Source organism: Peribacillus sp. TH27 (genome assembly GCF_016650915.1).
GTDB classification, from domain to species: Bacteria; Bacillota; Bacilli; order Bacillales; family DSM-1321; genus Peribacillus; species Peribacillus butanolivorans.
Map to the genome: position 1 here is coordinate 3,495,298 of NZ_JAEKEV010000002.1, position 19,148 is coordinate 3,514,445.

General features: G+C 40.4%; 21 protein-coding genes. 17 read left to right on the plus strand and 4 right to left on the minus strand.

Annotation, left to right across the window (positions count from 1 at the left end):
• Positions 1-207 precede the first annotated feature (207 nt).
• Positions 208-1,308: a DUF4097 family beta strand repeat-containing protein gene (locus JFU24_RS18105; RefSeq protein ID WP_057216271.1), complete on the plus strand. Its 1,101-nt coding sequence runs from the start codon at positions 208-210 to the stop codon at positions 1,306-1,308.
• 41 nt (positions 1,309-1,349) lie between these two features.
• Here JFU24_RS18105 and JFU24_RS18110 read toward each other — a convergent pair whose 3' ends face one another.
• Positions 1,350-2,024: an N-acetylmuramoyl-L-alanine amidase gene (locus JFU24_RS18110; protein WP_201187349.1), complete on the minus strand. Its 675-nt coding sequence runs from the start codon at positions 2,022-2,024 to the stop codon at positions 1,350-1,352.
• A gap of 184 nt (positions 2,025-2,208) precedes the next feature.
• On the opposite strand from JFU24_RS18110, the gene hprK reads away from it, so the two are divergent.
• From hprK to JFU24_RS18135, 5 genes are read left to right on the plus strand one after another with little or no spacing between them, the layout of a single operon-like run.
• Positions 2,209-3,144 carry an HPr(Ser) kinase/phosphatase gene (gene hprK, locus JFU24_RS18115; RefSeq protein WP_201187347.1) on the plus strand — a complete coding sequence of 312 codons (936 nt, stop codon included), beginning with the start codon at positions 2,209-2,211 and terminating at the stop codon, positions 3,142-3,144.
• A 31-nt stretch (positions 3,145-3,175) separates the two neighbouring features.
• The gene (gene lgt / locus JFU24_RS18120; RefSeq protein ID WP_201250264.1) at positions 3,176-3,988 is read left to right on the plus strand and encodes a prolipoprotein diacylglyceryl transferase; all 813 of its coding nucleotides are present in this window, start codon (positions 3,176-3,178) and stop codon (positions 3,986-3,988) included.
• A 27-nt stretch (positions 3,989-4,015) separates the two neighbouring features.
• The gene (locus JFU24_RS18125; RefSeq protein ID WP_057215882.1) at positions 4,016-4,960 is read left to right on the plus strand and encodes a nucleoside recognition domain-containing protein; all 945 of its coding nucleotides are present in this window, start codon (positions 4,016-4,018) and stop codon (positions 4,958-4,960) included.
• Positions 4,950-5,618: a pyrophosphatase PpaX gene (gene ppaX, locus JFU24_RS18130; RefSeq protein ID WP_201187341.1), complete on the plus strand. Its 669-nt coding sequence runs from the start codon at positions 4,950-4,952 to the stop codon at positions 5,616-5,618. Before JFU24_RS18125 ends, ppaX begins: the two co-directional genes overlap by 11 nt.
• Entirely contained in the window at positions 5,615-6,133 is a 519-nt protein-coding gene (locus JFU24_RS18135; protein WP_056524482.1) for an acyltransferase, read from the plus strand. Before ppaX ends, JFU24_RS18135 begins: the two co-directional genes overlap by 4 nt.
• 36 nt (positions 6,134-6,169) lie before the next feature.
• Here the strand turns inward: JFU24_RS18135 and JFU24_RS18140 are convergent, their stop codons facing one another.
• The 3 genes from JFU24_RS18140 to JFU24_RS18150 form a co-directional block, all read right to left on the minus strand.
• On the minus strand, positions 6,170-6,313 hold the full coding sequence (locus JFU24_RS18140) for a hypothetical protein (protein WP_201222658.1): 144 nt from the start codon (positions 6,311-6,313) through the stop codon (positions 6,170-6,172).
• Between the two features lie 65 nt (positions 6,314-6,378).
• On the minus strand, positions 6,379-7,014 hold the full coding sequence (locus tag JFU24_RS18145; protein WP_056524485.1) for a class D sortase: 636 nt from the start codon (positions 7,012-7,014) through the stop codon (positions 6,379-6,381).
• A gap of 1 nt (position 7,015) precedes the next feature.
• The gene (locus JFU24_RS18150; protein ID WP_201222660.1) at positions 7,016-8,086 is read right to left on the minus strand and encodes a processed acidic surface protein; all 1,071 of its coding nucleotides are present in this window, start codon (positions 8,084-8,086) and stop codon (positions 7,016-7,018) included.
• Positions 8,087-8,580: 494 nt separating this feature from the next.
• On the opposite strand from JFU24_RS18150, the gene JFU24_RS18155 reads away from it, so the two are divergent.
• The 11 genes from JFU24_RS18155 to JFU24_RS18205 all read left to right on the plus strand — a co-directional run bounded on the left by JFU24_RS18155 (position 8,581) and on the right by JFU24_RS18205 (position 19,121).
• A complete protein-coding gene (locus JFU24_RS18155) occupies positions 8,581-9,765 on the plus strand; it encodes an ATP phosphoribosyltransferase regulatory subunit (RefSeq protein ID WP_201250265.1) in 1,185 nt (394 codons plus the stop codon).
• Positions 9,758-10,387, plus strand: coding sequence for an ATP phosphoribosyltransferase (hisG, locus tag JFU24_RS18160; RefSeq protein WP_201225062.1), 630 nt, complete (start codon positions 9,758-9,760; stop codon positions 10,385-10,387). Before JFU24_RS18155 ends, hisG begins: the two co-directional genes overlap by 8 nt.
• Positions 10,388-10,414: 27 nt before the next feature.
• Entirely contained in the window at positions 10,415-11,695 is a 1,281-nt protein-coding gene (gene hisD, locus JFU24_RS18165; protein WP_201187330.1) for a histidinol dehydrogenase, read from the plus strand.
• Positions 11,696-11,799: 104 nt separating this feature from the next.
• Positions 11,800-12,387, plus strand: a complete 588-nt coding sequence (hisB, locus tag JFU24_RS18170) for an imidazoleglycerol-phosphate dehydratase HisB (protein WP_056524495.1) — start codon at positions 11,800-11,802, stop codon at positions 12,385-12,387.
• On the plus strand, positions 12,388-13,020 hold the full coding sequence (gene hisH / locus JFU24_RS18175; protein ID WP_201187328.1) for an imidazole glycerol phosphate synthase subunit HisH: 633 nt from the start codon (positions 12,388-12,390) through the stop codon (positions 13,018-13,020).
• Complete coding sequence (gene hisA / locus JFU24_RS18180) at positions 13,017-13,751, plus strand: 1-(5-phosphoribosyl)-5-[(5-phosphoribosylamino)methylideneamino]imidazole-4-carboxamide isomerase (RefSeq protein WP_098177236.1); 735 nt, start codon at positions 13,017-13,019, stop codon at positions 13,749-13,751. Before hisH ends, hisA begins: the two co-directional genes overlap by 4 nt.
• Positions 13,752-14,510 carry an imidazole glycerol phosphate synthase subunit HisF gene (hisF, locus tag JFU24_RS18185; protein ID WP_053348604.1) on the plus strand — a complete coding sequence of 253 codons (759 nt, stop codon included), beginning with the start codon at positions 13,752-13,754 and terminating at the stop codon, positions 14,508-14,510.
• Entirely contained in the window at positions 14,507-15,163 is a 657-nt protein-coding gene (gene hisIE, locus JFU24_RS18190; RefSeq protein WP_201187324.1) for a bifunctional phosphoribosyl-AMP cyclohydrolase/phosphoribosyl-ATP diphosphatase HisIE, read from the plus strand. Before hisF ends, hisIE begins: the two co-directional genes overlap by 4 nt.
• Positions 15,164-15,547: 384 nt before the next feature.
• The gene (locus JFU24_RS18195) at positions 15,548-17,050 is read left to right on the plus strand and encodes a tetratricopeptide repeat protein (protein WP_201222666.1); all 1,503 of its coding nucleotides are present in this window, start codon (positions 15,548-15,550) and stop codon (positions 17,048-17,050) included.
• A 103-nt stretch (positions 17,051-17,153) separates the two neighbouring features.
• A complete protein-coding gene (gene trxB / locus JFU24_RS18200; RefSeq protein ID WP_201187319.1) occupies positions 17,154-18,101 on the plus strand; it encodes a thioredoxin-disulfide reductase in 948 nt (315 codons plus the stop codon).
• 561 nt (positions 18,102-18,662) lie between these two features.
• Positions 18,663-19,121, plus strand: a complete 459-nt coding sequence (locus JFU24_RS18205; RefSeq protein ID WP_053348608.1) for an 8-oxo-dGTP diphosphatase — start codon at positions 18,663-18,665, stop codon at positions 19,119-19,121.
• The last annotated feature ends 27 nt before the right edge of the window (positions 19,122-19,148 follow it).

The window sequence follows — 19,148 nt, forward strand, 5'->3', positions numbered from 1 at the left end:
TTTTATGTGGAAATATGACAGCGTCAATTTAATTAATCATTTGATTAAAACCCATGAAAGCTAGATATTTCCGGGGAAATTCCACTTTGCTCTTTTCGAAAATTGTCGCAGCACCTTGTCGAGAAATGGGAATTAGTGTATTTATGAAACTTTTTAGATTTCTAGGCGTATGTATGAATAAAATGATTTAGAAAGCGAGGAATGTTCATGCAGGAAGAAAGAAAGAAAATTTTAGAGATGATTCAAGATGGAAAGTTGACTGCAGTAGAAGCAATGAGTCTTTTGGAAGACTTAGAAAAAGCTAGTCAGGAAAGTGAAGCGAAAGAGCAGAAACTACAAAATGAATTATCAACCGTAGTCGTGGATAAGAAAAGCGAGGACAATACTCAGGACACGTTCAAGAAGAATATTCAGTCATCAAAGGAAAAGATTATTGATTTTGTTGAAAGTGCTTTTAAGAAGATTAAAGAAACCGATCTTGATTTCAACTTTGGAAAATCAGTTGATGTCAGTCATATTTTCCAGCATGATTATGAGGTTCTGAATGGAGTCGATATAGATATAGCCAATGGGAAAATAAAAATTGCTACTTGGGATCATAAGGATGTACGGGTTGAATGTCAGGCAAAGGTATACAGGGTGGAGGATATCGAAGAAGCGAGAAAAAACTTTTTAGAGGATGTTCACTTCTCGATTGAAGAAGGGAAAATGAGGTTTAAGGTTTTCGAAAAATCCATTAAAGTCGATGCGGTTTTGTACATTCCTCGGAAGGAATATGAGGACATTCAGGTAAGGTTGTTTAACGGTGCTATAACCGCCGAATCATTGGAATCCAATAAACTCAAAGCAAAAACAGCCAATGGTGCGATTCATATTTTACAGGGTAATGGTGAGTCGTGCGAGCTCGAGACAGGTAATGGAACGATCACCATTTCAGATACAAATTATAATGACTTGGAAGCTGAAACCTTAAACGGTGCTATTAATGCGGATGGTTATTTCAAAAAAATAGATGTGCAAACTTTTAATGGTGAAATTGTCTGCAAAAACTCCGAGCTAGATTGCGACTCTATACATGCTAAATCGATTACCGGAAAAGTCCAGCTGATCCTGCCGCCAGGAAAGGCAATCGAGGGAGAGTTGAAATCTAATTTAGGAGGTTTTAACGTAAGCTTGGAAGGGATGACCATCATCGAAGAAAAGAGTGATGTAGTTCAAAAGGTCCTTAAGTTTAAGACTGCTAAAGAGGAAGTTCCTGTGCTTCATGTATTTGCAGAAACCAAGACTGCAGCGATAACAGTTTCCTAGTGAAAATGAAAGCCCACCAGTTCAAATTGGGGGGCTTTCATTTATTTTTGTACGCTAATGATTGCTTTGTAACCATCTTTGGCTAACCTTTTGACAAGAGCCTCTGCATTTTTCTTTTCTGTAAAGGCACCTATTTGAACTTTATACATAATGGGGTTTACATCAGCTTGGAGGTTATAGTAGGCGAGGATGCTTTTAGCAATAGATTCTCCGCATTTTTTCCGGTACGCCGTAGTTTTTAAAAGAGATGCTTCTTTTTGATTGGTCATAAACCCGCATTCGACTAAAATGGCCGGACATCTTGTTTCGCGTAAAACCTGGAAATTGGCGGTTTTTACCCCTCTATTTTTTAACTGAGTAGCTTTAACAAGTTCGCTTTGGACCTTTTCAGCTATGGAAAGTGACTCTTTCGGTCTCGAGAGATAAATGAACGTTTCAATTCCATTTGCCTCATGCCAACTTCCAGAACCAAAGGCGTTTGCATGAATGGAGATATATAAGTCAGCTCCGAGTGAAATGGCTCTGTTTATACGTTCCTTAAGTGGAACATCTCGCCCGTCTTCATGAACAAAATGAACGGTGACTGCTTTTGATTTTTCTAAATAGAACTTCGTAAATTCAGCCGTTTCCCTATTGAATTCATATTCCTTCATACCCTCAGGAGATTGTTTGCCGGGAGTATTATACCCATGCCCTGCATCAATAATGATTTTCATGTAATTCTTTCCTTTCCAAAAATACTTTATCCATTATTATAATCAAACGAGTGGAATAAAAAGTAGCATGTTCATCAGAAAAAAAGAATAAATCGATAATGCTTTGTTTGGTTATTAACAGAAAAATGCTAAAATAGAAAAAGTATCGCTAAAAATAGTATCGCTCCAAAAGGAGGAAAGATATATGGCAAAAGTCCGTACAAAAGATATAGTTGAAGCATTCGGTCTAGAACTTATCAGCGGAGAAGAAGGAATTAATCGCCCAATTGTCACTAGTGACTTATCTCGTCCAGGACTTGAAATAGCTGGTTTTTTTGATTATTATCCTGCGGATCGAGTACAGCTCTTAGGTATGACGGAGATGTCGTTTTTTAATCGACTGAATGAGCCGGATCGAATACAGAGGATGGAAGAACTATGTAGGGACTTTACACCAGGCATTATCATTACGCGTGGTCAGGAAGTGCCAATAGAGTTGATTGAAGCATCTGAGCGGGAGTCCGTTCCTGTGATGAGATCTAATATGAAGACTACAAGGTTGTACAGCCGTCTGACCAACTTCCTTGAAAGTAGACTAGCACCAACTACAGCCGTTCATGGTGTATTAGTAGATATCTATGGCTTAGGTGTATTGATTACTGGAAAAAGCGGGGTCGGTAAAAGTGAGACAGCGCTTGAATTAGTGAAACGGGGCCATCGACTTGTTGCAGATGACTGTGTAGAAATCCGTCAGGAAGATCAGGATACGTTAGTCGGGAATGCTCCTGATTTAATTGAACATCTTCTTGAAATCCGAGGGTTAGGAATCATTAATGTAATGACGCTATTTGGGGCTGGTGCTGTCCGGAGCAATAAAAAAATCTCGATAGTCATTAATCTTGAACTATGGGAAAAAAATAAGCAATATGACCGAGTTGGTCTTGATGAAGAAAAAATGAAAATAATTGATACGGAAGTTACGAAAATAACTGTACCTGTCCGCCCCGGACGAAATTTAGCTGTTATTATTGAAGTGGCAGCCATGAACTATCGTCTAAAACGGATGGGAGTAAATGCTGCAGAACAATTTTCAGATCGTTTGAATCATGCAATTGCAGAACCGGATCATGATGAATTTTAATGAATAGGTATATAGGAAAAGAGGGGACGAAATGGAACAAGCTATACAGCCGCTGAATCCGATTGCAATTGATCTCGGGCCAATCCAAATACATTGGTATGGTCTAATTATCGGTTTCGGAGTGTTACTAGGTCTTATTATTGCTTTAAGGGAATCTGAGCGCAGAGGTCTTGATAAAGAAATATTTACAGATATGATATTGTTTGCTGTTCCAATTGCGATTATTAGTGCACGTATTTATTATGTCATCTTCCAGTGGGAGTACTATTCACAAAATCCTGGGGATATCATTAAGATATGGAATGGTGGAATTGCAATCCACGGTGCGTTAATCGGTTCGGTACTGACCGCGATGGTCTTTGCTAAGGTGAAGAAAGTCTCGTTCTGGAAGTTGGCTGATATCGCTGCACCGAGTTTATTGTTAGGTCAAGCAATTGGCCGTTGGGGTAATTTTATGAATCAGGAAGCGCATGGAGGAGAAATAACAAGATCGTTCTTGGAAAATATGCATCTGCCTGAATTCATTATTAACCAAATGTACATAAATGGAACGTATTATCATCCAACCTTTTTGTACGAATCGCTTTGGAATATTATCGGTGTAATTATTCTTCTAAGTTTACGTAAAGTGAACCTGCGTAGGGGCGAGCTATTTTTAACGTATGTATTCTGGTATTCTATTGGCCGTTTTTACATTGAAGGACTACGTACAGATAGCTTGATGCTAACGGAGTCACTACGTATCGCACAAGTGATTTCCATTGTGTTAATCGCTGTTGCTATTGCATTAGTGATCTTTAGAAGGGTCCGTGGATATGCCGAGAAAAGATATTTAGATGCTTAGAGAATATGTGTAAAGGGAGAGGGCATAGTGATAGTAGATTCAGTTAAAAAGGGGCTCCTTTCTGGCTTGAATACAACTTGGTCATTGGGAAAAGTGATTTTTCCAGTTACGTTGATTGTTACCGTGCTTCAATATACACCTGTATTGCCATGGATCATTAACTTGATAGCACCATTGATGAATCTCATCGGCCTTCCTGGTGACGCAGCAATCCCGCTCGTTCTAGGGAATTTTTTGAACTTATATGCAGCGATTGCAGGCATATTAACGCTAGACCTGACTGTGAAAGAGGTATTTATTATCGCAATGATGTTATCTTTTTCACATAATTTATTAATTGAATCAGGTGTGGCGATGAAAACTGGTGTCAAGTTGTGGATCATTTTAACTGTACGGATTGGACTGGCGCTTTTGTCTGCGGTTGTCATCAATCTCGTTTGGCAGGGCGGATCGGAAATGGCACAAGGAATTGCTATCCGGGAGACAGCCGAGATTACAGGGGTTGGTGCCATCCTTTTACATGGGGTTATGCAAGCTCTTTCCGGAATAGCCCAACTGGCGGTTATCGTTATCCCGCTTATGGTCGCCGTTCAAATCATGAAAGATTTAAAATGGCTAGAAGCTTTCTCAAAAGCTCTTGCTCCTTTTATGAGAGTTTTAGGGATGAAGCCAAATGCCTCTATGCCATTTGTAACAGGGTTGACGCTTGGTCTTGCATATGGGGCAGGTGTAATGATTCAAGCAGCGAAAGAAGATAATGTCTCGAAGAAGGATATGACGATTGCATTTATCTTTTTAGTTGCTTGTCATGCTGTTATAGAGGATACACTAATTTTTATTCCACTGGGGATTCCGGTTTTGCCGTTATTACTTATCAGATTAATCACCGCTATTGTGCTTACTATGGTGGTCGCTTATATTTGGAATCGGACTGACAGTGTGCAGAGGAAGGAAGCCGTATATGAACAGTAACATAACTACATTATTATTTGACCTTGATGGAACGTTAATCAATACTATTGAATTGATTATCGACTCTTTTACAAAAACTTTAGATCATTATTGTCCGGGACAGTTCAAGCGGGAGGATATTATTCCATTTATCGGCCCGACTTTGGTTGATACGTTTTCGTCTATAGATCCGGAACGTATAGATGAAATGATCGCTTTCTATCGGGAGCACAATTGGAAGAATCATGATTTACTTGTGACACAGTATGACGGTGTGTTTGAAACAATTCAAACTTTGATGCAGAGTGGCTATAAATTGGCGGTCGTTACGACGAAGAGACGTGATGTCGTCGAAAAAGGTCTGCGTTTAAGCAAACTTGACCAATTCTTTGAAGTCGTGGTCACTCTGGATGATGTGGAAAAAGCCAAGCCGGATCCAGAGCCGCTGGTAAAAGCGTTAAACCAACTCGGTTCGGTTCCTGAAGAGGCAATCATGGTTGGAGACAGTTATCATGATATTCTTGGTGGGAAAAATACTGGTACCAAAACAGCGGGGGTCGCGTGGTCGATTAGAGGACGTGAATTTTTAGAAAGCTATCATCCTGACTATATGCTAGAGCAAATGGCTGACTTACTGAATATCATAGAGATTGAAAAGCATACAGAGGTTAGAAAATGAGACGCACGACCCGCTATCCGGTAGAAGGGGCTAATTCACTTTGGCATGTGTATAAGACCGTACCATTCTGGAAAGTCGTGAAGAACTTTGTGGTGATTCAGTTAGCGCGTTATACACCGTTTTTAGGCATGAAGAATTGGCTTTACAGGACTTTTTTACATATGAAAGTTGGAAAGCATACTTCATTCGCCTTGATGGTCATGCCGGATGTGATGTTTCCAGAAAAAATATCTGTGGGGAAAAATACTGTCATCGGCTATAATACGACGATTCTTGCTCATGAATATTTAATTAATGAATATCGGTTAGGAGAAGTCGTGATTGGAGACGAAGTATTGATTGGAGCCAACTCAACTATTCTCCCAGGACTTACAATTGGAAATGGATCGATTGTCTCTGCTGGTACACTAGTCCATAAAGATGTTCCCGAGGGAGCTTTTGTCGGAGGAAATCCAATGAAAATCATTTATACAAAAGAGGAAATGCTGAATCGGGAACAGCAAACTTCTTTATGAAAATAAGGACTTACCATTCTATGTGGCAAGTCCTTTTTAATGTAATTTGGGGTATAGTGAAGTCAATTCATTCTTTATTTGGCCGATGAATTCGTCAATCGATATATTCTCTTCGTTAGTTGTAGTATCATACGTATTTTTTAATATTTGAAAAAACTTATCCTGAGCTTTTTTATCCATTTTGAATTTGTCCTCCTACCCTTTTTTTATGGAGAGAGGGCTGCAAAAGCATGCAGCCCTCATTTTTAATTGTCTATTTCCGATTTAAGTAAATCAGCGATCAGTACATACCTTTCAGGTGCATTACCAATATATGAGAATGGGTAGCAGGTTGTTACAGTAAGTGTGGATTTAGGCTTGGGAACAATCACCGTACGGTCATCAGCATCAACGATACGGACCTTCCTCACTTTATAGGTAAACGTGCCAGCTTCTGTTTTGGTAATAAGCAAGTCACCTTTTCCAACTTCACCAAGCTTTCTGAAAATGGTATCTCGATGTCCAGATAAAACGGAATTATCCATCTCACCTGGTAGGACCGACTCAGCGAAATGACCGACACCCTTTTCAAGTTCATCTTCATTCGTTCCATGGTAGATCGGAAGTGTTGCCTCAAGCTTTGGAATATAAAGCTCACCTATTAAATCACCTGTTTCCGGTCGTGTATCATATAGTTCATCCTCGTCCGGAGTATCAGCCTTTGTTTCTGGGTGTTTAGCTGTTGCCTCAGTTGTTTCAGACTTATTCCATTTATATATGGCATATCCTTTTAACAGTGTATAAGCGTTCGTCGTTGTAAAATAAAAACCCACGATCAAAAAGCAGGCCGCAGTGGCAATCAACCATCTTTTTTTGTGCTTAGAATGCCTATTTTCGCTCATTTTACTTAACGAGTCTCGCTTTTCTAAATAATCCAAATGCAAAGGCTATCATGATTAAACCGATTAATGAACCGAATAGGTAATTGCCAGCTGTTTTAGGCATCACTCCGCCTTTTACAGTTTTATGTGTGGGTTTCTTCTTTATTTTTTTTACATTCACCACTTTAGATTTTACATCCACCACTTTAGATATGACCTCAGTAGACTGTTTTAGGTCATTACCGGTTTCTTTTACTAAATTGGAACCAATCATTTCACCTGTCAATTTAAAATCTAGTAAAAGGTTGCCGCTTAAATCATAGATTGAAACTAGTAAACTAGCATTCGTCAATTCATCAAGCTTGAATAATGCTTCAAGGGATAGGTTTGTGGTGACACCGTCCTGTATTAAGGCAAATTTGAATTGAATTTGTAGCAAGCTTTGCAAATCATTATAAATCGAAAGCAATTCCGCTACTTGTTCCGCAGACAATTCATCAATTGTTTCAAAATATTCGAATTGGTCCATCCTATCGGAAATCGCCATTAGACGATCTTCAAAAGCTGGGTCCTCGACGATGGGTAAAAGGTGATTCATGAATCTTTCAAGCTCTTCGTCTGTAAGACCGATCTCAGTAAAGAGTCCATCCATTAAATCGAGCATCTCTTCCTCATCATATTCCATGTCTTCCTCATCATAATCCATTTCTAAATTAATTAGATCTTCAATGTCATAAATGAAGTGGAAGGTATCGATAATGGATTCTCCTTCTTCAAGTTCGCCGTATTCAATTAATAAGTCCGTAAGTTCTTCTTCGGTCATTTCATATTCATTAAGCAGATTCTGTAAAGTCTCTGGAGTGACAGTCGGTCCCAACGTATCACGCAGCTCTGCTACCGATTCTAACTCATCTAATGTCAAGTCGTAGTATGCTAAATAATCTTCCAGTTCAACTTGTGTCATTCTTATTTCAGTCAGATATGCTTTAAGCTCATCCTGGTTAATCATAGTTGCGGCAAAGCTCTTTGTTCCGCTAAAACCAAGCGAAAAAAGAACGACACATGCAACAAAAAACGAAAAAATTCTCTTCAATCTCATTTCCCCCTAAAATAAAATAATACCAATCTCCTAAAAAGTATAAGACAGCCTGAACAAAAGGTATACATCAATAACAAAGATTGACTGAAGATAGGTATATGGGTCTGGGAAATAGGATCTGACCCTTTACTTTTTATTCCAAAACCTTGCTGCTGTAAGTATCAGTAACCGTTATTTATTTTGGGAAATAAGGTCAGGCACCTTTTTCTTGACGGGAGATAGGGGCAGGAGTAAACTATTAATAACTTCATCTTGTTACCATATTAGCGAACTAAAGTGATTTAATAGATAATTTCGAGTATTTATATGATTATGTTATTTTTTTTGATACTATTTTATATGTTAGCCCAGTGGGTTTTAAGAGTTTTATCTTGGAAAGATAATTGTATATACAAAAATGAGTACTTGTAATGACATTGGTTTTTGCTTAAAGGCGGACCGATTGGAAATATATATAAAGTAACCATTATTCAAAAGGATGTGCAGTCGTGACTAAGCCATTTATGTTTGAGAAACCGTTAGGCATGAGAGATACACTGCCGGTGCTGTATGAAACGAAAGCCTCGGTCCGAAATAAAATGAGTGATGAAATCAAGAAGTGGGGTTATCAATTTATTGAAACGCCTACTTTGGAATATTATGAAACAATTGGTGAAGCTTCAGCTATTTTGGATCAGCAGTTGTTTAAACTGCTTGATTCTCAGGGCCATACGCTTGTACTTCGACCGGATATGACAGCCCCTATTGCACGAGTTGCGGCATCCAAACTGCTAAAACAGCAAATACCGCTTCGCCTTGCCTATTCAGCAAATGTGTACCGCGCTCAGCAGCGTGAAGGCGGCCGACCAGCAGAATTCGAACAGATAGGTATTGAATGTATCGGAAATAAGTCCATCTGTGCCGACGCTGAAATGATTGCGTTACTGGCAGATGTTTTAAAGGCATCCGGACTTCAGGAATTTAAGGTTTCCATTGGTCATATCGGATTTTTACAGGAATTTTTCGTGAGCATTCTAGGTACGGAAGAAAGAGCCTCTGTATTAAGGAAGTTTTTATATGAGAAGAATTATGTAGGTTTTAGGGAGCATGTAAAATCACTGCCGCTTTCATCTATTGATAAACAAAGGCTCATCGAGTTTATTTCATTAAGAGGTAGTGAAGACACGCTGACAAAAGCTTTGGATTTAGTTGAAAACAACAAAGGACAAGATTCTTTAGGTGAACTGAAGGAATTATCTGCGCAGTTGAAAGAATTTGGCGTGGCTCAATATGTGAGCTTTGATTTAACATTAGTCAGCCATATGAGCTATTACACAGGAACTTTATTTGAAGTGTATGCAGATCAAGTAGGTTCACCAATCGGTAATGGTGGCCGCTACGATAACCTGCTTGAAAAATTCGGCTGGAATGCTTCTGCTACGGGTTTTGCCATCCGTGTGGATCGTCTTGCTGAAGCACTTGGGGAACCTATGCAGCCTGTTGCGCCGGAATGTATTTTATTCACTCCCGAACGCAGAATGGAAGCACTTGATTTTGCAAAATCAAAAAGATCTGAAGGAAAACGGGTGACGATTCAAGATATCACGGTCGTTCAAAATGTTGATGCGTTTACTAGAACATTTTCGGAAGTGCATTTATTTGTGGGGAATGGAGGGAATGGAAAAGATGAATAATAGCTTTTTAACAATTGCGATGCCTAAAGGGAGAATCTTTGAAGAAGCGGCAGAGCTATTAAGAAAGGCCGGTTTCCGTCTACCTCCTGAGTTTGATGATTCCCGGAAATTAATTCTTGAAGTAGAAGAGGAGAATCTACGTTTCATTTTAGCTAAACCGATGGATGTTGTAACCTATGTGGAACACGGTGTAGCGGACATTGGAATTGCAGGTAAGGATGTTATGTTAGAGGAAGAACGAGATGTATATGAGTTACTTGATTTGAAAATCAGTGCCTGCTACTTAGCTGTTGCTGGTCTTCCTGGTACGAAAATTAGCGATATCGCGCCCAAAATAGCCAGTAAATATCCAAATGTAGCCTCTGGTTATTTCCGTGAACAGGGAGAGCAAGTCGAAATTATTAAATTGAACGGATCTATTGAGTTAGCTCCTTTAATTGGCTTAGCTGAACGAATTGTGGATATCGTTTCAACGGGACAGACGTTGAAGGAAAACGGTCTTGTTGAATATGCGAAAATTGCTGATGTGACTTCAAGGTTGGTGGCAAACCCTGTCAGCTACAGGATAAAAGAAGCAAGGATTACTGAAATTGTGGATCGCTTAGCAGAAATTATAGAATAGTAAAAGAATCGCTAATGAGGTGAGCGTATGAAAATTGAACGGTTAGCAGAAGGAATTTCACTGAAGCGCTCTGTTGATGCAGGTACGGCTGATCAACGAAAAGCGGTTCAGGATATTATTTATGATGTAAGAAAAAGCGGAAACGTCGCTTTACATAATTATACTGAGCGTTTTGATGGTGTAAGTCTTGAGGAATTACTCGTTTCCGAACAGGAAATTGAAGAAGCAACAGCAGCATTAACAGTAGAGCAGCTTGCAATAATCCAAGAAGCGGCAGATAATATTCGATTGTTTCACGAGAAACAAATTCGCAATTCATGGATTACCACTGATGATACGGGAACAATGCTTGGACAAAAATTAACACCTCTTGATGCGGTTGGAGTGTATGTCCCAGGTGGCACAGCAGCATACCCTTCATCTGTACTGATGAACACAATGCCGGCTAAAGCTGCAGGGGTGGAACGAATCGTTATGGTATCTCCTCCAGGAAAAGATGGAAAATTAACGCCAGCGGTTTTAGCTGCAGCGAAAATTGCAGGAGTGACAGAAATCTATAAGGTTGGAGGCGCTCAGGCTATAGCGGCTCTTGCTTATGGGACAGAAACAATTGTGAAAGTTGATAAAATAGTAGGTCCAGGAAATATTTATGTGGCGTTAGCAAAGCGGGAAGTATTCGGGGACGTTGCCATCGATATGATTGCCGGGCCTAGCGAAATAGCCGTGTTAGCTGACGATTCCGCAATTGCTTCAGAAGTGGCAGCGGACTTGCTATCACAGGCAGAGCATGATGCCCGTGCTTGCAGTGTTCTGGTGACGACTTCAATGGAGCTGGCTGAAGAAGTGTCAGCGGAAGTGAACAAGCAGGTAGCGTTACTTCCACGCCGTGATATTGCAGCTGCATCCATTAACGATTATGGACGGATTGTTGTATGCGAAAATATGGTGGAAGCTGTTGGGGCCATCAATGAACTGGCACCAGAGCATTTAGAAATTGTGACCTATAATTCACTCGAAGTAATGGCTAAAATTCGCCATGCAGGGGCCATCTTTATTGGTCGCTTTAGTTCGGAGCCAGTCGGTGATTATTTTGCAGGCCCAAACCATGTGTTGCCTACTAATGGGACGGCCCGCTTTTCCAGTCCGCTGAATGTGGATGATTTCCAAAAGAAGTCCAGCATCATCATGTACAGCGAAACCGCCTTCCGTCAAAATGCGGAGAAAATCGCTGCCTTTGCCCGCATGGAAGGCCTCGAAGCTCATGCCCGCGCAATCGAATCTCGCGGTGCGAATAAACTTGGGAAATAGGGCCTGACCCCTGAAAATAATACGGAAAACATTGATATAAAAGTATTTGTAATGCATTTTTGCATCTGGGAAATGGGGTCTGACCCCAATGAGGAGGAGTTGTAATGGAGCGTTTTGCTAGTGTGGAGCGGAAGACGAATGAGACTGATATAAGCTTGAAGTTTGGTGTGGATGGGGAAGGGAATTCCTCAATTATGACGGGTGTTCCGTTTATGACGCATATGCTTGATTTGTTCACGAAGCACGGGAAGTTTGATTTGACCGTTGATGCGAAGGGTGATACAGAAGTCGATGATCATCATACAACTGAAGATATTGGTATTTGCTTAGGTCAAACATTATTGGAAGCTCTTGGAGACAAGCGTGGTATAAAGCGTTACGGAAATGCTTTCGTACCTATGGATGAAGCACTTGCGCAGGTTGTCATCGATTTAAGTAATCGGCCGCATCTTGAGTTTCGTGCAGAGTTTCCTTCACAAAAGGTTGGTACATTCGATACTGAATTAGTGCACGAGTTCCTTTGGAAGTTCGCGCTTGAAGCCCGGATGAACCTTCATGTTGTCGTTCATTACGGTCACAACACGCATCATATGATTGAGGCGATATTTAAAGCGCTTGGGCGTGCATTGGACGAAGCTACTACCATTGATCCTCGTGTTAAAGGTATTCCTTCAACGAAAGGAATGTTGTAAATGATAGGAATCGTCGATTACGGAATGGGGAATTTATTCTCTGTCAGTAAAGGGCTGGAACGACTTGGAGCTGACTCATTCATTTCCGATGATCCAGAAGAACTTTCTAAAGCGACAGGCATTATTCTTCCCGGTGTCGGTTCTTTCAGAGATGCTATGAGTCTTTTGGAAAAACAAAAGCTTGATGAATTCCTGAAAAAATACGTAGCCGGTGGAGGTTATTTATTAGGCATATGCTTGGGTATGCAGCTTCTCTTTGATGAAAGCGAGGAAAATGGACCAGCAAAAGGATTATCTCTCATCCCAGGTAAAGTCGTTCGTTTTACGGGGATGGATGCCAATGAGATGACTTATAAGGTGCCGCACATGGGCTGGAATCGTCTTGAATTTAAACATGTATCGCCAGTGATCGAAGGCCTTGAAGAGGAACACGTTTATTTCGTCCATTCTTATTACGCTGATACTGATGAGTCATACATTACCGCTTCAGCAACTTATGATGTGGAAGTACCGGCGATTGTTGGCAAAGGAAATGTATTTGGGATGCAGTTTCATCCGGAAAAAAGCGGCCAGATGGGCATGTCACTCTTGAAAAATTATTTGACATTAGTAGAAGGGAAGGGAAAAGCTTGAGCAACTTTACGATTTACCCAGCGATTGATATGCGTGGAGGCAAATGCGTTCGCTTAATCCAGGGAGACTACAATCAGGAAACGGTTTATGGCGATTCCCCCTTTGATATGGCTAAAAGTTTTGCGGACCAAGGAGCGGATTGGATACATATGGTTGATCTGGATGGAGCTAAAGAAGGCGTTCGTATCAACGATTCCTACGTTATTAAAGCAGCCAAAGAGTTAGGTGCCCGCGTCCAAATTGGCGGAGGCATTCGAACGGAGCAGGACATTGCTCATTATCTTGATAATGGTGTAGAGCGTGTAATTCTAGGCAGCTCGGCCGTTTCAGACCCGGAATTTACTAAAGATATGATCAGAAAATATGGAAACCATATCGCGATTGGCATTGATGCGAAGGATGGTAAGGTTGCCACTCATGGCTGGCTTCAAACGTCAGAAACACAGGCCATAGAGCTTGGGAAACTACTAGCTGATGCTGGTGCAGAGACATTTATCGTGACCGATATCGCAACAGACGGCATGCTTTCAGGGCCAAATGTGCACGGGATTGTGGCTATGGCGAAGGCAACTGGCAAAAATGTAATTGCTTCTGGCGGCATTAGTTCGCTCGAAGATCTAATCACCCTCAAGGAGTATGAAGCTCAAGGTGTTGCAGGGGCGATTATTGGCAAGGCGCTTTATACTAATCGCTTTACTGTAAAAGAAGCGGTAGAAAAGGTGCGTGGTTAAATGCTGACCAAACGAATTATTCCTTGTCTGGATGTAAAAGACGGACGTGTGGTTAAGGGGATACAATTTGTTTCCTTAAGGGATGCCGGGGATCCAGTCGAGCTAGCTGCCTTTTACGACCAAGAAGGTGCTGATGAGCTTGTCTTTCTTGATATTTCTGCTTCACACGAAGGTAGGGAAACGATTGTAGACGTCGTTCAAGCGGTTGCAGGCAGTCTAGCAATCCCGTTTACAGTTGGCGGCGGTATTAATTCGCTAGCTGATATGAAGAAGATTCTACGTGCTGGTGCAGATAAAGTATCTTTAAATACAGCAGCTGTTTTACGACCTGACTTAATTAATGAAGGTTCCGATTATTTTGGTGCTCAATGTATCGTAATTGCTATTGATGCGCGATATGATGAAGAGCTTGGTTCATGGCGCGTTTATACCCATGGCGGTCGAAAACCGACTGAATGGGAAGTAATTGATTGGGCGAAGGAAGCGGTCACACGTGGTGCTGGTGAAATTTTATTGACAAGCATGGATTGTGACGGAGAAAAACAGGGCTTTAATATCGCATTAACAAAAGCGGTATCGGAAGCAGTTTCGGTTCCTGTTATTGCTTCTGGCGGTGCAGGTAACGCGGAGCATTTCCAGGAAGCATTTGAAGAAGGAAAAGCGGACGCAGGGTTAGCAGCCTCAATTTTTCATTATAAAGAAACATCTGTTAAAGAAGTCAAAACGTTTCTCAAACAACAAGGAGTGGTTGTACGATGAATCTCGAAACTATTAGATATGACGAAAAAGGTCTGGTTCCGGCGATTGTCCAAGATGCAGGAACTGGCGAAGTGCTGACACTTGCTTATATGAATAAAGAATCCTTGCAATTATCCATAGAAAAAGGAGAAACCGTGTTCTTCAGCCGTTCACGCAATGAGTTATGGCATAAGGGAGAAACGAGTGGAAATACGCAAAAAATCACAGAAATGAAGTATGACTGCGATCAGGATGCAATAGTCGTTCGTGTTGTTCCTGCAGGGCCGGCATGCCATACAGGTGCAACAAGCTGTTTCAGCGAAACGATTTATCAAAATAAAGAAGCGCAACAAGCGGTACAGACAAATGTGACTTTCTTGACGGAATTAGAGAAATTGATTGGAAAAAGAAAAACGGAAATGCCTGAAGGATCTTATACAACCTACCTATTCGATAAGGGCGTTGATAAAATCTTGAAAAAAGTAGGGGAAGAAGCTGCTGAAGTAATCATTGCTGCTAAAAACCGCGATGCTGAAGAGCTTTCTATGGAAAGTGCAGACCTTCTCTATCACTTATTTGTTCTTCTTCAAGAACAAGAATTGCCTTTCCAAGCAGTGCTTGATGTACTGAAGGCCAGACATTCTGATAAAGACGAACCTAAAGAAAATGAATAAATAAATAGTCAAATACCCTCCCAAATCCGGAGGGTATTTTTCCTTATAAGGTTTTTTTCTGTGTGTTTACGACGACAATCATCAACGAATCAAGGTAAAATTTAAAAGTCATGAGCCCGGAAGATTACCGGGTTCATGCCCTCAAGGCTGCCTAATTAAATAAAGTGTCTAACTTTTTGGGTTCACTTCATAATCTTGGCTCTTTTTTACACCTGTGAAGGAAAACATTTATGAGAAAATGATGATTCAAAACCCGTGTATTTTGCCTGATAATTTCTAAATAAAAGTATCATAAATCCGTTTTCCATTTTCTTGAATTATTCGGCAAAAATTCTTCAATATGTTATAATACTATGGTTAATCAACTTGTAGATGGAGGATTACATGAGTAAAGACTCTAAATTTGGCCAACAGGCAAAAATTCTAACCTTTCACCCGACAGGTGAGTATTATTTCACCAAGGGTCTAAAAGCATATCATAGACGAGAACTACCTAAATCAAAAAAATACTTGGAACGTGCGCTGGAACTTGAACCGTCAGAACCGATGATAGCCTGTCAATTGGCAATCACCTGCTCAGAGATCGGTGAATATAATTATTCAAATAACCTCCTGGAAAATATCTTGGATGTGATGGATCCATATATGTCGGAATGCCATTACTTCCTGGCGAATAATTATGCTCATTTAGGCATGTTCAAGGAGGCTTACCGCCACGCGAGTGCATACCTGGATAAAGAAGAAGACGGAGAGTTCAGCGATGATGCAGAGGATCTTCTTGAACTCATTACCTTCGAGTCGGATGAATCCGAAGAAAATCTCTTTAAGCATGATGGACTTATTTCCAAGCAGGAAAAGGCTCGTGAGTATTTAGAATCGGGGAATTTCCCTAAGGCAATTGAAGTACTAAAAGAAACGATTGCCGAATACCAGGATTATTGGTCGGCTTATAATAATCTAGCACTTGCTTATTTTTACCTTGGTCAGGTAGATGAAGCCTTTGAAACGTTGGATGAGGTACTTGAAAAAAGTCCAGGAAACTTACATGCGCTTTGTAATCTGGTGGTTTTCCATCATTATCAACAGGATGAGGATAAGGTGGAAGAGCTCATACAAATGCTCGAAAAAATTCGGCCGATGTTATCTGAACATCGCTTCAAGCTTGGTGCGACTTTCGCGTTAATCGGGAACTATGCATCCGCATATAAATGGCTAAAAATATTGCAGAAACAAGGGTTTGAAGGAGATGGAACCTTCTACTATTGGCTTACTATATCGGCCTTCCACTTAGGACATGAACAGGCAGCTAGAAAAGCTTGGAAAAAGGTTGTAGAAATGAATCCGGAAAAAGAAGGCATGGAGCCTTGGGGAGATATGAATGCAACTTCTGATGGTTTTGAACATCATTTTCCTTCCATTATAAAACGGCTTGAAAGCGAATTTATTGAAGAAAGACTGTTTGCTATTTTCCTTTTGAAACATTCGGTTCATAAGCAAAAGCTATTGAAAAACCAGGTCCTCAACCTGAATCAGAACTTCACTGACTTGGAAAGGGATTATGCAGACCTGGTGCAAGCTCCTGCAAAAAATCGTCAACTGACACCCATTGATTTTGCCGATCGAACGGCTGAATTATTATATCAGCATTTTCAACCGATTCAATTAGATGAAGCTGGGCTCTATTTAATGTGGTTTTCTGTCTTCATCGAAGCGGTTAATTCAGAGCAAAAGCTTAATAATCCAGCAGGCTGGGCATCTGCAGTCGAATACGTGTGGAATCAGCTTAAAAATGAAAAGATGAGCAAGCAGGCAATAGCAGACAAACATTTCATATCGGTGTCGACCTTATCGAAGTATGTAAAATTGGTTCAAACGCTCCTAGAGTGAGCAGATATTTGGACGAAAAATTATTTGTTATATAGGATAATAGGTAGGGAACACTAACCTTAGTGAAGGTTCCATTTGTTATGGAATATGGAGGAGTGAGAACATGTCTGAAAAAATTTATGACGTTGTTATTATCGGAGCTGGTCCTGCTGGGATGACGGCTGCTGTCTATACATCACGTGCGAACCTTTCAACATTGATGTTAGAACGCGGAGTACCAGGCGGCCAAATGGCGAACACAGAGGAAGTTGAAAACTATCCAGGATTCGACACAATCCTCGGACCTGAACTTTCAACAAAAATGTTTGACCATGCCAAGAAATTTGGTGCGGAGTATGCCTATGGTGATGTTAAGGAAATCATCGACGGGGAAGAGTATAAAACAATTGTTGCCGGTTCTAAAGAATTTAAAGCTCGTTCGATCATTATTTCTTCAGGTGCCGAATACAAGAAAATCGGCGTTCCTGGCGAAAAAGAATTAGGCGGACGTGGTGTATCGTATTGTGCTGTTTGTGATGGAGCATTCTTCAAAGAAAAAGAACTGTTCGTTATCGGCGGAGGAGACTCTGCAGTTGAAGAGGGTGTGTACCTAACTCGTTTTGCTTCGAAAGTAACGATCGTTCACAGACGTGAAGAGCTTCGTGCACAGAAAATCCTTCAGGATCGTGCGTTTGCCAATGAAAAAATTAACTTCATCTGGAATCATACTTTGAAGCAAATTAATGAAGAAGGCGGTAAAGTTGGTGGTGTCACTCTTGTTTCCACAGTAAATGGAGAAGAGAAAGTAATGGACGCAGACGGTGTATTCATCTATATCGGAATGTTGCCACTAACTAAGCCATTTGAAAAATTAGGCATCTTGAATTCTACAGGCTACATCGAAACGAATGATCGGATGGAAACACGGGTCCCAGGTATTTTTGCTGCTGGAGATGTTCGTGAAAAAACTTTGCGCCAAATTGTTACAGCAACAGGTGATGGAAGTATTGCTGCTCAATCTGTTCAGCATTATGTGGAAGAACTTCAAGAAAAGTTGCAACCGAAGGCTTAAGTATTATAATTTATATACAAAAATTTACACATCGTAATTCTGTTTTAATTATGTTGTAACACCAGTGAAATAATGATTGGGTATAGTAAGAGTAGAAGTTGACCCCCTTTTATTATAAAACGTTGAGGACACAGATTAAGAATCTGTGTCCTTTTTTTCGTTTCCTGCTTTAAGACTATATCTTCCCTACCATTTTCTAGGAAGAATCAATATGTTGTAATAGAAAGTAAGATAGCCATCTGCATTTAGGGAATGAAAGTGGAGAAGAATAGGAGGTAAGCTAGAGAAGAAATTTACTCGGTAATTCCACGAGATGAATATTCCCCCAATGCAGGAAGGTTACTTTATTGTTAGCTTATTTCAAAAATAGTATAATGATAAGATATACTAAACATATATCATTCATAAGGGTAAGATTTAAAATACAGCTTGTTTGAACTATAAGCATTTGTAAATCGCCAAATGGATGTCTAGCGGCGGTTTAAAGATATAAACTGAATCTCTGGAACACAAGAGTGAAGGTTTCTATAGTCGAGCAGAGGCCAATTTGAGGTGAAGAACGTGCAACGTGTCACAAACTGTGTATTGATTAAGGATAATCAAATCTTATTATTAAAAAAACCAAGACGCGGATGGTGGGTAGCTCCTGGTGGCAAGATGGAGCCCGGAGAATCTATACGTGATGCCTGTATAAGAGAATTTCGCGAAGAAACAGGTGTTTATTTAAAAAACCCTACCATCAAAGGCATTTTCACCTTCATTATGAAGGATGGGGATAAGGTGTTGTCAGAATGGATGATGTTTACTTTCTTTGCTACGGACTCTGATGGTGTCAATGTAGATGTATGTGAAGAAGGGGAGCTTTTCTGGCACCCTATAGAAGATGTTAAAAAGCTGAAAATGGCTGAAGGGGATTTTCACATTCTGGACTATATGGTTCATGGAAGTGGAATTATTTACGGAACGTTTACCTATACACCTGAATTTAAGTTGCTTTCTTATCGACTAGATCCAGGTTAATATTTACTTATAAAAAAGATTGCTATA

Excerpts from the sequence above, each read along its gene's own strand:
- JFU24_RS18110 (WP_201187349.1), bottom strand. The coding sequence starts at position 2,024 with ATGAAAATCATTATTGATGCAGGGCATGGGTATAATACTCCCGGCAAA.
- ppaX (WP_201187341.1), top strand. The coding sequence starts at position 4,950 with ATGAACAGTAACATAACTACATTATTATTTGACCTTGATGGAACGTTA.
- hisD (WP_201187330.1), top strand. The coding sequence starts at position 10,415 with ATGAAAATTGAACGGTTAGCAGAAGGAATTTCACTGAAGCGCTCTGTT.
- JFU24_RS18105 (WP_057216271.1), top strand. The coding sequence starts at position 208 with ATGCAGGAAGAAAGAAAGAAAATTTTAGAGATGATTCAAGATGGAAAG.
- JFU24_RS18195 (WP_201222666.1), top strand. The coding sequence starts at position 15,548 with ATGAGTAAAGACTCTAAATTTGGCCAACAGGCAAAAATTCTAACCTTT.
- JFU24_RS18140 (WP_201222658.1), bottom strand. The coding sequence starts at position 6,313 with ATGGATAAAAAAGCTCAGGATAAGTTTTTTCAAATATTAAAAAATACG.
- lgt (WP_201250264.1), top strand. The coding sequence starts at position 3,176 with ATGGAACAAGCTATACAGCCGCTGAATCCGATTGCAATTGATCTCGGG.
- hisH (WP_201187328.1), top strand. The coding sequence starts at position 12,388 with ATGATAGGAATCGTCGATTACGGAATGGGGAATTTATTCTCTGTCAGT.
- JFU24_RS18135 (WP_056524482.1), top strand. The coding sequence starts at position 5,615 with ATGAGACGCACGACCCGCTATCCGGTAGAAGGGGCTAATTCACTTTGG.
- hisB (WP_056524495.1), top strand. The coding sequence starts at position 11,800 with ATGGAGCGTTTTGCTAGTGTGGAGCGGAAGACGAATGAGACTGATATA.
- hprK (WP_201187347.1), top strand. The coding sequence starts at position 2,209 with ATGGCAAAAGTCCGTACAAAAGATATAGTTGAAGCATTCGGTCTAGAA.
- hisF (WP_053348604.1), top strand. The coding sequence starts at position 13,752 with ATGCTGACCAAACGAATTATTCCTTGTCTGGATGTAAAAGACGGACGT.
- hisG (WP_201225062.1), top strand. The coding sequence starts at position 9,758 with ATGAATAATAGCTTTTTAACAATTGCGATGCCTAAAGGGAGAATCTTT.
- trxB (WP_201187319.1), top strand. The coding sequence starts at position 17,154 with ATGTCTGAAAAAATTTATGACGTTGTTATTATCGGAGCTGGTCCTGCT.
- JFU24_RS18145 (WP_056524485.1), bottom strand. The coding sequence starts at position 7,014 with ATGAGCGAAAATAGGCATTCTAAGCACAAAAAAAGATGGTTGATTGCC.
- hisIE (WP_201187324.1), top strand. The coding sequence starts at position 14,507 with ATGAATCTCGAAACTATTAGATATGACGAAAAAGGTCTGGTTCCGGCG.